Here is a 14,942-nt window from a genome sequence, read left to right on the forward strand (position 1 = left end):
AATTACCAGATATGAGTTTTTTTGGAGCCAGTTTGAACCCAAATGGTTACCAGGCTCTGCCTTCCGGATTGATTATTCAGTGGGGAAAAGTTGCTATTGATTATACCGGCTCTCATACCGCTTACGTTGTAGCTGGAGGCAGTGTTAATAAATATACTGGCACAGGTAATTTCCCTGTCACTTTTCCCAATGCCGCATTAGTCGCATTAGGTACAAGTAATGATGTTCCTAATGCACATATTTCTTCAGTTTACGTCTCCTCAACGAGAGGCTTTATATGGTCGCATCACTCTACTCAAGCTTATTTATCCACTCCGGGTGGTGGAAATGGATTTACCTGGATTGCGTTAGGGTATTAACAAAAAGGATAGGAAAATGAAAATGCTATTTAGCCCCTCAGTCAGTGCTTTCTATGAGGCAAATTGGGAAAGAAATTACAAGGCCAATGATAATTGGCCAAACGATTTGACCGAAGTTGAAGAAAGCATATATATAGAATTCTCTCAGCAACCGCCGGAAGGAAAGATGTTAGGTGAGGTAAATAATTTTCCAGCATGGATCGACCTTCCGGGCAAAACTCAAAGTGAGATAAAGGAGATTAATGCTTCAATAAAAAACGCATTACTCTTTGACGCGATTACAAAAATAAGTATTTGGCAAGCAAAACTATTGATGGGGAGAATTAGTGATGCTGATAAAGCCAAGCTAGACGCCTGGCTTGATTATATTGATAGTCTTGAATTATTAAATATCAATGAAGCTAAAGATATTATTTGGCCGGTTCCACCGGAGGCGTAGGCCATTCGAGATCTGGAGCATCATTAGCCTCTACAGCCTTAACGTCTTTAATATAAGCCAGCCAGCTAATCAGGCTGGCTTTATTTGCTTCATCGATCAAGCCAAGCTGTAGCTCAGTCTGCCATTCGCTAATCATATTCTTTGCATCAGCCAGCAATTCTGATTTTTTTCTTTCCGCTTCGACGATCTGTTGGTTTTTCATTGCTTCGGTGTCAGTAACCCATGTTGTGCCATTCCACCGATCATATGGAGTAGCAGGTTTTAACGTGGTCAAATCATCAGGATAATCACCTAAATTATTAATTAAGACCGGTTCACCTGTTCCACACTTATAAAGTGTTTCACCGCGGTGATCGCTGATATATTCCCACCGGCCATTTTCAATGGAACGACATATTGCGTAGCCTATTTTATTTTCCAGAGGAACATCTACTACAGAGTTGGCTGGGATTCCCACGCCTGCCATCAGGAATTCATGGCTGGAGGATAAATATTCCTGTGAAAGCTCATCATAGTTGTAAACCGTGACATAACCAGACTGAGTAGCGATTAATTTATCGTTTAACTTAGCTTCAGACATTATGCAGCCCTCACAATATAATTGAATGCAATGTTGCGCGGTCGAGTTTCTGATGATGTATTTGCCACGCGTGAAGCATCATAGGTAGTTACATCCGCGCCGGATGAGGAACTGGAGCCCGCCATTTGAACATAATTTGGCCCACTTTGTTTTGCGACTGAAAAGACACCAGAAGCCTCTGTTATTGCCCCTCCACCAGTCATACTTGAAGCACGAGAACAAAATGAACCGATGATGTTTTGTAGCGCGAACGCCTGGGAGGTTAACAATCCACGCCCCGCATCCACTCCCCTACCATCATCCCAGCCACGAATAAATTCCCCGCGCAGATCGGGTAATACTCCACTGGGATAAACCGCAGCGAGTTTTGGATAACGCGCTTTATCGAATGCCGCACCGTTATATTTCAGCCAACCTGCTGGCGCGGTGGCTGATGGCCACGGTACCGGCACACCCACCGGCAGCGCGGAGCCTTCCCCCAAACCAAGGTTTTTGAGAACCTCGCCCACCAGCCCGGCGTCGGCCATTTCTTTTAGCGCGTTAGCGATTAACGGGTACTGCGGGTGCGGGTTCGCGGCCTCGACGTGCTTTTTCAGCAGGCCATCGGCATAGGCTTTTACCTCGATAACCTTGTCATCAACGTACTTACGCGTTGCCAGCACCACCGCCGGATCAATTTTCAGGGTTACCGCTTCGGTGCTGGAAACAATCAGCACCATGCGGATGGTCTGGGTGCGGCCGCTGCCTTCCTGCAGCTTCGGTTTGTAGGTTTCCGGGCAGTTCGCTACCGCAACCAGAAAACCTTCGTCATCGTAAAGGCCGATCTCGCGGATCCAGAATCCGCCCTCGTCCTCAGGGATGATCTGCTCGACGATGATTTGTCCGGGGTTGGCCGGATCGACGTCGATAAGGTTCAGCGGCGCGCGGCGCTGCTCGTGGATCAACGCGGTCTGCGCCGGGTTCGGCATCGGCAGCACGCCGTTGGCGTCGCCCACCGCAAGCTGCGTCAGGTTCAGTCTGGTGCCGAGCGCGGTGGCATTTGCCAGCCGGGCGGCTCCCTGATTGGTCAGAATGGCAAAATATTTCGCGGTCATGCAGTTACTCTCATGTTGTCAACAAGATGAATCGCCTGAGCCGGGTAGAAGCCCCCGCTCACGGTGATGCTTTCAGGCACATAGGGGTAAATCGTTAGCTCGTCGCCGCCGTAGCTGTTTGCCCCGACGAAAAACGCGCCGTCGGTACTCAGACTGATCGACAGACCAATCAGATGGCGACTGGCGGGTTTGGCATCATTAATCAGCCGCTCCAGCTCCTGAAACATTGCCTCGGTGATGCCGTTATCCTGCACGCCCACCACCAGGCGAAACGTGCCGGGTTGCTCATCGGCCTGCCACCACTCGCGGATCTGAATCAAAAACCCCAGCGGCTCCACCACGCGGCGCAGCGCGCTGATGGTGCCCTTGTGCTTGTGGATATAGAACGCCGAGGCGATGACGCTGCGCTTGGTGGCCTCAGGCCAGTTCTCGTCCCAGCGATCCACCGACAGCGTCCACGCCAGATACGGCAGCAGGTGCGTCGGGCAGCTTTCCGGGCTCCACAGAGTACGCAGCAGCACCGGCACGCGGGCAATCTCCGCCGCAGCGCGGGCGGCGGCGACTTCAAGCGTCGAGGTGCCGGGCGGCAGCAGGCGGTCATCACTCATCCGCGCCTCCGTTCAGCAGGGTGTAGCCGGTGCACCACGAGGCCTGATGCTTGCCGAGGGTGATGTCTGCGGTCGGCTCGCTCAGCTCGACGCGTTGCACCCCTTCCACATGCAGTGCGGCATAAATGGCAGAGAGGCGAATATCGCGCCCGAGGCGGTGCTGGGCGGTGACGTAGCGCTGCAGCTTTTGCGCCGCCGCATCACGTATCGGCCCCGCTTCCGGCCCCGGATAGAAGAACAGCGTGGCGTTCACCGCATAGGGCACGATCTCCGCGGCCTGCACCGTTACCCGGTCGCCCACCGGACGCACTGACTCGGCGTTCAGTGCCTGCTCAACCACTGCCAGCAGCCCGGCATCGGCCTTGCCGTCGTTCTCACGCGACAGCACGGTAATGGTGACGCTGGCCGGGCTGGGGCTCTCCACCGAGATATCACTGACGCGACCGTCGGCGCTGCGTCCGTGGTACTCGTAAGCGCCGGTTGGCCCGGCCACGCTCAGCCCTTCGAACGCCTGCTGGGTGCGCAGCCGCAGATCGCTGTCGGACTCCATCACCGCCGGCACCGGCGGGATGGCGCTGTCGTCAGCCGGGGTAATGACCAGGCGAGCCGTGTTGTTGTTGGTCGCCAGCACGTCGAGATCGCTGCCGGTGGCATAGGGGAGCATCACCGCCCGCGCCGCCTCGTTCACACGCTGACGCCACATCACTTCGCGGTATGCGTTCTCTTCCAGCAGCTTCACCAGCGGCTCGGACTCCAGCGCCAGGGTGCGGGCGATGGCCGCCTGCTCCTCAGTGGGATAGAGCGAGATCAGCGTCGCCTTACGCTCGGCGAGAATGGTTTCATAATCGAGCTCCTCGACCACATCCGGGGCGGGGAGCTGGTTCAGGTCAATGGTCGGCATAGTCTCAGCTCAGTGGAATGGTTAACGATACGTCGCCCGCGCTGTCGACCAGCTGACCGGTCAACTCAACGATCATCTCGCCGTTATAGCGGGTCTCGAAATTCAGGGTGCTCAGGGTGATACGCGGCTCCCACTTCAGCAGCGCCATGTAGCACGCCGCCATAATCTGCAGCCGCAGCGCCGGGTTCTGCGGCTGGTCGAGCAGCGCCGACAGCAGCGAACCGTAATCCCGACGCATCACCCGCGTGCCCACCGGCGTCATCAGAATGTCGCGCACGCTCTGGCTGATGTGCGCCTCATCCAGCAACGTCTCGCCCGTGGCCCGGTCCATGCCGGCATAGCTCGCCGTCATTGCGTGCCCTCCGTCCAGCTGCCGCCGCGCTGTACCGCGCCGTGACTGTGGCTGTCGATCTGCACACCGTTTGAGGTCAGCGCCCCGCCGCTGTGCGTAATGTTGCCGGTCATGGTTCCTCCTCGTTGCACCTCGATGGAGCCGGTAATCAGTCGGTTGGTGCAGACCACGTCCGGCGCATCCAGGGTGATGCGGCTTTCGGCCTTCACCAGCACCACCGGTACCGTGGCGGTAATCGACTCCGACGCGGTGACGTCTGCGGTTTTGATCCCGGCCACCTGCAACGCGCCGGTGTCGGGTTCATAAGAGAGCGTGGCCCCGTCGGGGAACGCCATGTGCCAGCCATCCGCCGAGGCGGACGGCGCGGGATGCGCGTCGGAAAAGATCCCCGGCAGGATAAACGCGGTGCTCAGTTCCCCACCGACGGCCAGCAGCATGACCTGTTCGCCAACGGAGGGCGCCCACCAGCTGCGTGAGCGTCCGGCGCGCTGGGTCAGCCACTGCAGCCAGTCGGTGGTGATGCCGCCGGTCTTTACCCGACAGCGCCCGGCGGCAAGGTCGGTTTCCACCACCACGCCGGTGCGGATCAGGTTGCGCAGTAAGCGCGAAATGTCGTGAAGCGATGCGAGTGTGTTCATAGGTTCAGGATGCAATAAAAGAGATTCAGCGACCATTTCATCCGGCGCGATGGCGGCTCACACAACGAGCGGTCTTGCGCCGGGATAAAATCCATGCGGCAGCGCGTCAGCTGCCTGATGTAGGCTGGCGGCTGACCAGCTCGTCCTTCATCCACAGCTCCACCGGCCGCGTTACCGCTGCGGGTTCTGGCGGTTCCGGCACCCAGGTGGCGTGCAGCGCCTCGCCCTGCTGACTGACCAGCGCACGCTCGGTAAGCGGGATGAGAATGGTGAGCTGCGGCGTGCCGTCTGCGGCGGTCGCGAGCTGCCAGCTGAAGCCGCCGGGCTGCTCCGGGTTCACGGGCATCAGATCCGGCTGGTTAACCCGCAGCCAGGCCAGCAGCGGCACCACCACCTCTTCCAGTTCGCCGTTAAACGGCGAGACGATGAGCCGGAGCTGATACTGCGCTTCAAACGAGAGCGTGGCGGCAAGGGTTGAGACGATACGCCCGCTTTCGGTAGTGAGACGCAAGCGGTCGGGATGGTCGCGCAGGTCCGGGATCGCCGCCGCGAGGGCCTGGCGCAGGCTAGTGGGTTTGAGCATCGAGTTTATCCTGGCAATGTTTAACGGTTTCAACCTGCAGCGCGCAGGCAATCAGCGCGCGCTCAAGCTGGTGAATATCGGCGCTCAGGTCGCCGTTAGTCTTTGGATCGCTGCCCGGCATCGGGCACAGGCTCACCCGTGGACAGGCGCTGGAGATCATCACCGGCGCTGGCGTAACCGGGGCGCTGGTGCAGCTGACGCACAGCATCAGGCAGCTCAGCGTCATACCAGCGGCGAAGCGATGCGTTTTCATGAAGTAGCCTCGTAATGGTGTGTTCCCGCCGGGCCGCCCGGGTGCCGGCAGCCTCAAGCCGCTGGCGCAGCGCGACCTGGGCACGTTCGTTATCCCGGCCCAGCATCAGTGCCGCAGCCAGCCGCGTTTCCAGCGCGCCCATCGCGGCTTTCTGGCTGGCACTGAGGGCGCTGGCCTCGCTGAGCGCCTGCGCGAGCTGACCATTTTTATGGTGCAGCCACAGCACCGCGCTCAGCAGCAGCAGCGTTAATGCAGCCAGGGTTCTCATTGCACCCCCGTCAGGCACCAGGCCTGCTCGCGGGCGCGCCGGTGCTTCAGGCCATTGCTTGCCACGCCGTTGACGTAGATCCAGCGCGGCAGCTGATGGCACGCCTGCGCCCACTTCCCGCGGCGGAGAAATCCCGCCAGCGTGGAACGGCAGGCGGCCCCGGTGCCGACGTTGAAGGCGAAGCTGACCAGCGCGTCGTATACCGGGTCGGGCATCGACACCGTTATGCAGTTCGCCAGCCGGCGCTCGGTGTGCAGCACGTCGCTCACCAGGTTGGCAGCAGCGTCGCGCTCGGTGACAGGTCGCGTCGGCGTTACGCCGGCGGTATGACCGATGCCGCTGGTCCAGACCCCGGCGCTGCACTGATACGGACGCAGGCGGCACCCCTCCAGATCGGCAATCAGCGCCAGCCCTTCCCGGGAGGTATGCAGCAGTCGAAAGTCGGGCACCAGCAGCGTCAGAGCCAGCACCGTGGCGATGGAACAGCCCTTAGCGAGTGAGTTCACGGCGCACCTCGTCGCTGCCGGATTTGATCAGCAGGTAGCTTTTGCGGCGGTAATACCAGTTAACGCCAACGGTACATACCACCCCCAGCACCCCGAACCAGGCGGCGAAATCCTGCGGCGTCATGGCGCCGAAGAACGCCAGTCCGGCGCTGATCCAGTAGGCAACAAATGAGGTAATTCTTTCCCCGGTCAGTCCCATAGGTTGACGCTCTCCCGGGTCGGCGAGGCGGGCACCTCAGGCAGTTCGACGGCGGTGCCGTGCGGCAGCATCACCCCATGCGAGGCGAGTCCCGGATTGGCAGCCAGTACACTCTCCACCACGCCCTGAGTGCGGCCGTAGTAGCGCTGGCAAATAACGTCGAGCGTGTCCCCCTGGCTGGCTATGGTTTTCATTGGCGTCGCTCCTCGTTACGGTCAGTTATCCCGGCGCGACAAAGAGTCACCGCGCCGCAGCCCGATTAGCGCCGGGCCTGAGACTATTTTCCTGCGCCGGGCAGCCGGGCGCTATCAAGGGCGGATGGAGGAAGGCAGGCACAACATTGCCGGACAACGGGCAAAAAAAAGCCCGCCGGAGCGGGCGGGCAAAGGCATAAAACCGGTATCACGGCGGCATAATGGTTTGAGTTGGCGCGGTAAGACAGCGCGGGCGTCGGCACCCGGCGGCGTAGCCTGTTACCACGGCGCTATTTGTCGATGGGTAATACGGTGAAAGTCACGGTGTAATTGCCGTCGGTCATCATCTGCCCGCCAGCCAGCTCGGCTATCAGATTTAATGCAATTTCCCTGTCTCTTTCCTGGCTGGCTCCTTCTGACGTCAGGCGCGCAATTAACTCGACGCGCTCTAACATCACCTGCTCTTTCAACCCCTGATCCACGTGACCTCCCCTACACCAAAAGCACTGTATATCTATACAGTATCACGCCAGGGGTTATTTGAAAACGTGTAATCGAACCAATCTTTCATTTTTTTATCATGCTGAAATTAAAAGAATATTCATCCATGACGCGCGTCACGTTCAGGGTCACTTTTGCGCCCGGATCGCGGCGAAGCGGGCCAGGATACGTCGGGCGTTTTGCTGGCGTTCGGCAGCCGTCTGACGCTTTGCACAGGGCGAAACGCCAAAGATTTCCCCACTGGACGATCCCCGACACCACAGGCCGTTAATACGCGCCGTGGTCCCCTTCAGCAATGAGAAACCCATGCCCGCGCTAATGCTTTCGCCGGTCATCAGCAGAATATCTGTCTGGATCTCCCGGATCGCGTCACGATCGGTGTCGCTGCCCGGAATAAAGGGCGGCCGCCGCACGGCAGTTGGCAGGCGCAGGCGGGCAGATAAGCGCCGCCGCTGACTGCGGGTGAGCGGCGTCACGCCATCCCACCGGGTATCGTCCCGATCGTGCATCGCCCCCGTACAGTTAGTGACAGAACTCCAAGAGGAGTGAGTTTGCGCCTGCGCGGCGGCGATCTTCGGCACGATTTTCCAGCGCCGGGTACGGGTCAGCAGCGGCACGTCGCGCCCCACGCCGGTATCGTATACGCCGCGCACGGCTACCTTTTCCTCGCCGTAGGGGTTACGCGCATCGTCCGTCTGATACCAGACGCGCACCTGCACCGCCGCGCGCGGTACGAACGGCCCGCCCTGGGCGGTGACGTATCCGGCCCAGTCGCCACGGTCCGCTGCCTGATGCACCGTGGCAAAATCCACGCTCAGGCCGCGCGCAGCCTCGCTGTCAGCCAGGCGGCGCAGCTCGCGGTAAACGGTGACCGGCGCGCCGCCGATAAACTGGAACTGTCGGATGTGCCAGCGTGCGGCCCACGCCGATACCGCCGCCGCGCTCTGGGTAAGCAGCCCGCCGGTTTCGCTGTCGCGTTCCCCGTCGAGGGCATAGCCGTCAACGTTTTTGGCAATGTATTTGGCGATGTACCCGGTGGCGGAGCCTTTTTCGGCGTCAATGGCAACCGCATGACAACGACCCTGGCGGGCGCGCTCATCGCTCAGCTCGTCAGCATCCTGCTCGCAGGCATAGTCAGCCATGATCGCCCGCACCTGTGCCATGTTTTCAGGGCGCATAAACATCAGCATATGCCAGTGAGGCGTGCCGTCGTGATGGGGTTCGGCGACGCGAATACCGAACACGCGGATCTGCTGGCGGTGTAAGCGAGCGCGAATCCGCGCCCAGAGCGAGGCGAACCAGCGCTGGGTCTCTGCCGGGCTGGCACCGCACCAGCGTGGATTCGGGAAGCCGGATCGCAGCGTGGCATGAAAGGATGAGGGGGCCGTCAGGGTATAGAAGTCGCCGACGTAGCCGAGGGTCTGACAGATGTTTTCGAAGCCGCGGATGCGCGTCATCAGCTCGCAGCGGCGGATCGCCGGGTTGGCATGGGAAGCGTCGTAGCGTTCAATCAGGCTGATGCGGTTGCCCTCTTCATCCTCCAGCTCCATGCCCTTTAGAAATTCACGGGTACGGCGTTTCTGCTCGCGCCATTCGCTGAGGCAGCTTTTACTGGCGTATGGCGTGCCGCGCTGGCTGACATTGCCCACGGCAATCTGCAGATGCTCGCGCCAGGCGCTGGCGATGCGGCGCAGGCGGCTGCGCCACCACAGGGCGTTGCACATGCGCAACACCGCCGGGCCAAGCTGCTCTTCACAGGCGTAGCGGCGGGTAATGCGCTCCCACGCGGGCGGGGTGATGCGAAACAGCTGGCAGAGATGGGCGGCGCGCAGATACCAGGCGTGCAGGGTTTTCAGCTCGCCCCAGTTTTCATCCGCTTCGCTGTCGATTTCACCGCGGATCAGACTGGCAATGTCCGCCGCGAGCAGATCGATGTCGGCTTTAGTCAGATCCGCCAGCCGGTTGTAGCGGGCCAGCAGATCCATCAGCCGGGTAATAAGGTAGCGGCGGTACGCATCATCGAAGCGCCAGCCAGTGAGCTCCCGCGTCAGGGTGCGCTCGATGCCGCTTGCCTGATAGCGTTCGCTCACCCGCTGCAGACGCGGCAGCATCCGCCGTCCAAAGGCAATCAGCGCCGCATTGGCTCGCGGGATACCGCGCTCGTTCGCCAGCCGGTCCATACGCTGGTAAATCCCGGCGGTGACGCAGTGAGGATGGTGCGCCAGCCAGCGTCGGGTACGCAGCAGCGTCGCGATGGTGCGGTTGCGGCGCTGCTCCTCCTCCCGGGTGAGACCGGGGCTGGTGATCGCCGGACGCGGGGCATTCCACGGCCAGGCCCAGGCAATATCACTCACACGCCGCCCCGGTAGTGCTTCTGCTTCAGCTCGGCGATCTCCTGACAGGTGACGCAGCAGCTGACGCCGGGCAGGATCGCACGCCGCGATGCCGGGATCGGTTCGTCGCAGCTTGCACAGGTCAGGCGTGATGGCCCGGTCAGGCGGCTGCGCGCCTGAACGATGTAGCGTTCGCGCGCCTCCTGCTCGTACTGCTGGGCGATATCAATTTCATCGGCCATCAGTCGATCTCCCGGGCCTGGTGTGCAAAGCGGTCGGCTTCTTCGCTCAGCAACGCTGCCGCTTCGACGCCGTTCAGCGCTTCACGACTGATTTTGCGTGCCAGCGCGTCCAGACGCCCGGCGATGGCCTGCGCCCCGCCCTTGCGCTCCTGCATTTGCGCAGCATGGATCATCAGCGCCAGCGCCTGTTCAGCGTCCGGATGGGGTAAAGTGTTCATGTATTCCACGGTTATTCTCCTGAATTCAGGCAACAGCAGGCCAGGCGGGTTTACGCCATTGCTGTTGATTAATGGATTAGTTCGGCAGGGTCAGCCGTCTGGGAAACAGGCTTACTACCGCCCGGAAGTGGTTCATCGCCGCGATCAGCGCCCGCTGTTCCTGCCGGGTGAAGGCATCCGGCGCTGCGCTGTGGCGTGCGGTGGGCAGCTTCGCAAAGTAAAAGATGGCAGCCAGCGCCCGGCAGTTATCGTGATACCCCGGGTCGCGGCGATCGCGCATCTCATTCAGGAAACGCGCCACCTCATCCCAGCCGCTGTCGCCCCAGTGCCGGGCGCGCAGCGCTGCCAGCTGGTTCAGCCCGGCAGCCCGTTCACCCGCGCTCAGCGGCACCGTGGCCGCTACACCTTCAATTGCCATCTCGCCTCCCGTCAGGCTGAAAATTCGCAATTAACGAATTCGTTATTCATTACTGCGCGTTAAGCGAAACTGCGCAGCCGCTGAGGGCTTCCACCGTCAGCGCCGCCATGTTGACTTCAACGCGGGCGCGGCGCTTATCGCCTTTATCACGAATCGGCAGACGGCCGTCGCGGATCATGTCCCGGGCAGTGCCAATGGCGGTACCGGTCAGGCGGCAGTACTCGTGCAGCGGCAGGAAAGGGGTTGGGATAGTGATTGTAATGTCAGGACGCATAAGGCAAACTCCTCGTTTCGGTTGCGCTCGGTAATAGCCAACATTATTCGCATAATCAACAAGACGAGGTCAGAATAATTCGCATTTTGCGAAGTGTCAATTCGCAATACGCATTTTGCGGAGTTCTGGATTTTAAGTGACTGATTTCAAAATTGATTTAAGTAGCGACAGTGCGTCCGTTCTGGACCGGGTCATTGAGGCGTACGGTTTCCCGTCCAAAATGATGCTGGCCCAGCATCTGGATATGGCTGCCAGCAGCCTCTCCTCGCGTTACAAGCGCGGCGGCTTCCCTGCGGATATCGTGGTGCGCTGCATGGCGGAAACCGGCGCATCGCTGGCATGGCTGGCAACCGGGGAAGGTAAAAAATTTGCCGACGACGAACCTGACGTGATGAAGCTGCCGCGTAAGAAGCTGGTTGACGGCCAGCTCTACGATGCGGGCTACGCCATGTTTGATAAGGTGTTTTTCCGCGCGGGCGTCCCGCTTCCCGCCGAGCCGTTTTGCCTGCAGGATGACAAAGCGCAGTACATTATCGATAGCACCTTCGACGACATCTACGACGGCGAGTGGCTGGTGAATATCGAAGGGAAAATCAGCGTCCGATCATTAATCCGTATCCCGGTACGCAAGGTGCGCGTCAGCGGCGTCGGCACCGCCTTCGACTGCGCGCTGGAAGATATCGACGTGCTGGGACGCGTGGTGATTACAATCGTTAACTGACCATTGGCATGGTGAAAAGCAGCGGCATACACCTTTCGAAAACTACGGTGGCGGGTGCGCAAGCTTACCCGCCCTACAGTACTTTCCAGCTCTGGGTTAATCCTTATTTCAGCACGTAGGGTGGGTAAGCGCAGCGCACCCACCTTTTGAAATCTACGATGGCGGGTGCGCAGGCTTGCTTACCCGCCCTGGAGTACTTTCCTGCCCTGGATTAATCCTTACTCCAGCTCTTTCAGGTGGTCATTTTTATTCAGCGTCATCAGCGTGCCAATGCTTATCACCGCGGTGGCCATCACGTAGTACGCCGGAATATCCAGGTTGCCGGTCTGCTTAATCAGGCCGGTAATGATAAGACCAGCGCAGCCGGAGAACAGCGCGTTGGAGAGCGAATAAGCCAGCCCGAGGCCGGTATAGCGCACGCGGGTGGGGAACATTTCCGCCAGCATCGCCGGGCCAGGGCCAGCCAGGATACCCACCAGCCCGCCGGCAACCAACACCACCAGCGCTTTCACCGCCAGCGTCGCGCTTTCCGCCTGCAGGATCTTCAACAGCGGCAGAGCCAGAATAAGCAGCAGGCCGGTGGCGACCACCATCACGGTGCGCCGCCCGATGCGGTCGCTGAGCATCCCTGCCGGAATGATGGTGAGCGCAAACCCAATATTCGAAATCACCGCAATCAGCAGCGCCTGGTTAAAGCCGGTGTGCAGGGCGGATTGCAGATAGGTAGGCATAATCACCAGATAGGTATAACCCGCCGCCGACCACACCATCACCCGGCCAATCGCCAGCAGGATGTTTTTCAGCGTTGCCCCGGCGCTGGCCTGCACCGGTGCAGCCTCGCGGCGCTGCTGCTGGCGCACAAAGCCCGGCGTCTCCTCCATGCTGACCCGCAACCAGAGCGCGACGGCCCCCATCGGCAGCGCGATAAAGAACGGAATGCGCCAGCCCCAGTCATAAAGCGCTTCCGGGCTGAGCGTCACGGAAAGCAGCGCCACGATACCGGCCCCGGCGAGCAGGCCAAGCGCGACGGTAAAGGATTGCCAGGCGCCGTACAGCCCACGTTTGCCGCGCGGTGCGAATTCGGTCATCAGCGAGACCGCCCCGCCGTATTCCCCACCGGCAAACAGCCCCTGCAGAATGCGCAGCCCGGTGATAATCAGCGGTGCGGCCACGCCAATGCTGGCATACACCGGGACCAGGCCAATCGCGGCGGTGGCAAGCGTCATGGAGATCAGCACGATAATCAGCGTTGGCTTACGGCCAATGCGATCCCCCATGCGGCCAAAGACCACCGCGCCAAGCGGGCGGAAAAAGAACGCCACGGCGAACGAGGCGTAGGTCAGGATCAGGCTGGTTAACTCCGCCTCACCTTCAAGCCGGAAAAAGTTCTGCGCGATGATGGTGGCGAGAAAACCGTAAACGGCAAACTCATACCACTCGATGAAATTGCCGATCGAGCCGGCGATTAGCGCGCGTTTGTGCGCGCCGGGGGCTGCGGTGTGATGCTGCATGGCGGAACCTCTCCTCACCCTGTTGGAATGATTATGCTGGCTGGCGGAACGGATATATCCTCCCTAAAGAATAAAATATTCCATCATAAACAGGAGCATGAAATATAATATTCTTATCGGAGTGTGAGACGGTTCACGGTGCAGGAGATGAAGCGGGGAAAATGCGGGGCGACGTGCGCCCCGACAGGTTACTTGTTGTGCCAGTAGGCGGCTGCACGCACCAGCTGGGGATCAAAGGCCTCACCTTCGAAACGGCGGCTGAGGTTTTTCACCACTTTGCCTTCCCCGGTGATCCACAGAAAATAGTCGTCATCCGGGATAGCCAACGCCGCCAGGCGTTCATCCACGGCCTGCTCGCTGTGGCCGATCACCCAGTCGATATCGACATCATTGAGATGCGCCAGATAATCCTGGCAGGCGGCGTCGGCCACGGTGACGATCGCTTTTACCACACCACGATGACCCGCCGCGCGCAGGGCTTCCAGCCTGCGGCGCAGCGCCGGCATGCCGGATTCATCGCAGACGTAAAGCTGATACCCGTAGCTCAGCGGCACCACCAGCGAGCCGCGCGGCCCGCCGATCGTCAGGGTATCGCCGGCGCGGGCGTGTTGCGCCCAGTCGCTGGCCACGCCGCCCTCATGAATGAAGAAGTCGAGCGCCAGCTCGTGACGCGCCTCATCATACAGCGGGGTGTAGTCGCGCGACGCCGGACGCACATCGTTCGGCCAGACGATGCCCTCATCGGTGACCACAGGCGGTACAAACGGCACGCCGGGCTGCGGGAAAAACACCTTGGTATGATCGTCGAAACCGCGCGAGCTGAACCCCGCCAGCGCCTCACCACCTAACACCACGCGCTGAAAACCGGCGCTGATACGCTCGTTGCGCAGCACCGTCAGCTCGCGAAAACGCAGCTCGTTACGCACGCGCTGCGGATAAACCTTACTGGATTGCGTCATTTTTTCTGCCTTCGTGAAGCGAATCGGGATCAATTACGATATATCTAAATTTGGCGTAAATGATAATGATTGCCATCCAGTCGGAATGCAAGATCTTTTTAGACAGGCTCTGTTACACAACGAGTATTAAAGACTTCCATTAAAACGCTTGATAAACAGTAAATTAGATAAATAAGGAATGAAAACTTGCATAAAAAACCGTTTTAGATATAAATAGATATATCTGTTAATGGAGTAAAATAATGCGCCACGCAACCTCTGCTGACGGCGGCCATCGTCGACAGCGCTTCTTCGGTCACGGTGAACTGCGGCTGGTGATACTGGATATCCTGACCCGTGGAGCCAGTCACGGCTATGAGCTGATTAAAGAGATCGAATCCCTGACTCAGGGCAACTATACCCCCAGCCCTGGAGTGATCTATCCCACTCTCGATTTTCTGCAGGAGCAGACGTTAATCAGCATCACCGATGAAGAGAGCGGACGTAAAAAAATTGCCATTACCGTCGCGGGCCAGCGCTGGCTGGACGAGCACAGCGAGCAGCTCGGGCAGATCCTCGATCGTATAAAGGCGCGCTGTGTCGGACATCAGTTACGCAAAGATCCGCAGATGAAGCGGGCGCTGGAAAATTTTAAAGCGGTGCTGGATTTGAAAGTGAATCAGGGCGACGTCAGCCCGGCGCAGTTGAAACAGATCGTGGCGATCATCGACGGTGCCGCGCTGGAGATTACCCGGCTGGAATAAAAAACCGGGCCTGGTAGCCCGGTGTTCGTGAGGTCAGGGGTAAGCCTG

At 59.5% G+C, this 14,942-nt stretch carries 23 protein-coding genes and 1 pseudogene; 4 read left to right on the plus strand and 20 right to left on the minus strand.

Annotated elements, in window-relative coordinates:
• Both ET34_RS21415 and ET34_RS0101630 read left to right on the plus strand, forming a co-directional pair.
• Positions 1–359: gp53-like domain-containing protein (locus ET34_RS21415; RefSeq protein WP_236633801.1), on the plus strand; the 359-nt coding region annotated here is incomplete at its 5' end.
• A 16-nt stretch (positions 360–375) separates the two neighbouring features.
• Positions 376–798, plus strand: a complete 423-nt coding sequence (locus tag ET34_RS0101630; protein WP_031518907.1) for a tail fiber assembly protein — start codon at positions 376–378, stop codon at positions 796–798.
• Here ET34_RS0101630 and ET34_RS0101635 read toward each other — a convergent pair.
• From ET34_RS0101635 to ET34_RS0101720, 18 genes and pseudogenes are all read right to left on the minus strand, one after another.
• Positions 770–1,378, minus strand: coding sequence for a tail fiber assembly protein (locus ET34_RS0101635; RefSeq protein ID WP_031518908.1), 609 nt, complete (start codon positions 1,376–1,378; stop codon positions 770–772). The two genes, ET34_RS0101630 and ET34_RS0101635, sit on opposite strands and share 29 nt — an antisense overlap.
• Positions 1,378–2,472: a phage tail protein gene (locus ET34_RS0101640; RefSeq protein WP_031518909.1), complete on the minus strand. Its 1,095-nt coding sequence runs from the start codon at positions 2,470–2,472 to the stop codon at positions 1,378–1,380. Before ET34_RS0101640 ends, ET34_RS0101635 begins: the two co-directional genes overlap by 1 nt.
• Positions 2,469–3,080, minus strand: coding sequence for a phage tail protein I (locus tag ET34_RS0101645; RefSeq protein ID WP_031518910.1), 612 nt, complete (start codon positions 3,078–3,080; stop codon positions 2,469–2,471). Before ET34_RS0101645 ends, ET34_RS0101640 begins: the two co-directional genes overlap by 4 nt.
• Positions 3,073–3,981 (minus strand): baseplate assembly protein, encoded by a 909-nt coding sequence (locus ET34_RS0101650; RefSeq protein WP_031518911.1) that lies wholly within the window; start codon positions 3,979–3,981, stop codon positions 3,073–3,075. Before ET34_RS0101650 ends, ET34_RS0101645 begins: the two co-directional genes overlap by 8 nt.
• Positions 3,982–3,985: 4 nt before the next feature.
• A complete protein-coding gene (locus ET34_RS0101655) occupies positions 3,986–4,333 on the minus strand; it encodes a GPW/gp25 family protein (protein ID WP_031518912.1) in 348 nt (115 codons plus the stop codon).
• Complete coding sequence (locus ET34_RS0101660) at positions 4,330–4,971, minus strand: phage baseplate assembly protein V (RefSeq protein ID WP_031518913.1); 642 nt, start codon at positions 4,969–4,971, stop codon at positions 4,330–4,332. The genes ET34_RS0101655 and ET34_RS0101660 overlap by 4 nt, the downstream gene beginning before the upstream one ends.
• Before the next feature lie 106 nt (positions 4,972–5,077).
• Positions 5,078–5,554: a phage tail protein gene (locus tag ET34_RS0101665; RefSeq protein WP_031518914.1), complete on the minus strand. Its 477-nt coding sequence runs from the start codon at positions 5,552–5,554 to the stop codon at positions 5,078–5,080.
• Positions 5,538–5,807: an Rz1-like lysis system protein LysC gene (lysC, locus tag ET34_RS22860; protein WP_236633802.1), complete on the minus strand. Its 270-nt coding sequence runs from the start codon at positions 5,805–5,807 to the stop codon at positions 5,538–5,540. Before lysC ends, ET34_RS0101665 begins: the two co-directional genes overlap by 17 nt.
• Positions 5,728–6,075 (minus strand): annotated as a pseudogene (locus ET34_RS21420) (Rz-like lysis system protein LysB); the annotation flags it as partial. The pseudogene ET34_RS21420 and the gene lysC, both read right to left, overlap by 80 nt.
• Positions 6,072–6,581, minus strand: a complete 510-nt coding sequence (locus tag ET34_RS0101680; RefSeq protein WP_031518918.1) for a lysozyme — start codon at positions 6,579–6,581, stop codon at positions 6,072–6,074. The gene ET34_RS0101680 and the pseudogene ET34_RS21420, both read right to left, overlap by 4 nt.
• Positions 6,565–6,780, minus strand: a complete 216-nt coding sequence (locus ET34_RS0101685) for an HP1 family phage holin (protein ID WP_031518920.1) — start codon at positions 6,778–6,780, stop codon at positions 6,565–6,567. The genes ET34_RS0101680 and ET34_RS0101685 overlap by 17 nt, the downstream gene beginning before the upstream one ends.
• On the minus strand, positions 6,771–6,974 hold the full coding sequence (locus ET34_RS0101690; RefSeq protein ID WP_031518921.1) for a tail protein X: 204 nt from the start codon (positions 6,972–6,974) through the stop codon (positions 6,771–6,773). The genes ET34_RS0101685 and ET34_RS0101690 overlap by 10 nt, the downstream gene beginning before the upstream one ends.
• A gap of 290 nt (positions 6,975–7,264) precedes the next feature.
• Positions 7,265–7,456, minus strand: coding sequence for a hypothetical protein (locus tag ET34_RS0101695; RefSeq protein ID WP_031518923.1), 192 nt, complete (start codon positions 7,454–7,456; stop codon positions 7,265–7,267).
• A 147-nt stretch (positions 7,457–7,603) separates the two neighbouring features.
• Positions 7,604–9,829 carry a replication endonuclease gene (locus ET34_RS0101700; RefSeq protein ID WP_031518924.1) on the minus strand — a complete coding sequence of 742 codons (2,226 nt, stop codon included), beginning with the start codon at positions 9,827–9,829 and terminating at the stop codon, positions 7,604–7,606.
• The gene (locus ET34_RS0101705; RefSeq protein WP_031518926.1) at positions 9,826–10,050 is read right to left on the minus strand and encodes a TraR/DksA family transcriptional regulator; all 225 of its coding nucleotides are present in this window, start codon (positions 10,048–10,050) and stop codon (positions 9,826–9,828) included. Before ET34_RS0101705 ends, ET34_RS0101700 begins: the two co-directional genes overlap by 4 nt.
• Entirely contained in the window at positions 10,050–10,268 is a 219-nt protein-coding gene (locus ET34_RS0101710; RefSeq protein ID WP_031518928.1) for a DUF2732 family protein, read from the minus strand. Before ET34_RS0101710 ends, ET34_RS0101705 begins: the two co-directional genes overlap by 1 nt.
• Before the next feature lie 76 nt (positions 10,269–10,344).
• Positions 10,345–10,686, minus strand: coding sequence for a DUF5347 domain-containing protein (locus tag ET34_RS0101715; protein ID WP_031518930.1), 342 nt, complete (start codon positions 10,684–10,686; stop codon positions 10,345–10,347).
• A 49-nt stretch (positions 10,687–10,735) separates the two neighbouring features.
• Positions 10,736–10,960, minus strand: a complete 225-nt coding sequence (locus ET34_RS0101720; protein ID WP_031518931.1) for a hypothetical protein — start codon at positions 10,958–10,960, stop codon at positions 10,736–10,738.
• Positions 10,961–11,096: 136 nt separating this feature from the next.
• Here ET34_RS0101720 and ET34_RS0101725 point away from each other — a divergent pair, with 136 nt between their 5' ends.
• Positions 11,097–11,681 (plus strand): phage repressor protein CI, encoded by a 585-nt coding sequence (locus tag ET34_RS0101725; protein WP_031518933.1) that lies wholly within the window; start codon positions 11,097–11,099, stop codon positions 11,679–11,681.
• Positions 11,682–11,899: 218 nt separating this feature from the next.
• Here the strand turns inward: ET34_RS0101725 and ET34_RS0101730 are convergent, their stop codons facing one another.
• Together ET34_RS0101730 and ET34_RS0101735 are read right to left on the minus strand one after the other, a co-directional pair.
• Positions 11,900–13,192 (minus strand): MFS transporter, encoded by a 1,293-nt coding sequence (locus ET34_RS0101730; protein WP_031518935.1) that lies wholly within the window; start codon positions 13,190–13,192, stop codon positions 11,900–11,902.
• A 188-nt stretch (positions 13,193–13,380) separates the two neighbouring features.
• Complete coding sequence (locus tag ET34_RS0101735; RefSeq protein WP_031518936.1) at positions 13,381–14,151, minus strand: siderophore-interacting protein; 771 nt, start codon at positions 14,149–14,151, stop codon at positions 13,381–13,383.
• A 242-nt stretch (positions 14,152–14,393) separates the two neighbouring features.
• Between ET34_RS0101735 and ET34_RS0101740 the strand changes: the two genes are divergently transcribed.
• The gene (locus ET34_RS0101740) at positions 14,394–14,894 is read left to right on the plus strand and encodes a PadR family transcriptional regulator (protein ID WP_031518938.1); all 501 of its coding nucleotides are present in this window, start codon (positions 14,394–14,396) and stop codon (positions 14,892–14,894) included.
• Positions 14,895–14,942: the final 48 nt, after the last annotated feature.

This window comes from Siccibacter colletis, assembly GCF_000696575.1.
Classification (GTDB): Bacteria; Pseudomonadota; Gammaproteobacteria; order Enterobacterales; family Enterobacteriaceae; genus Siccibacter; species Siccibacter colletis.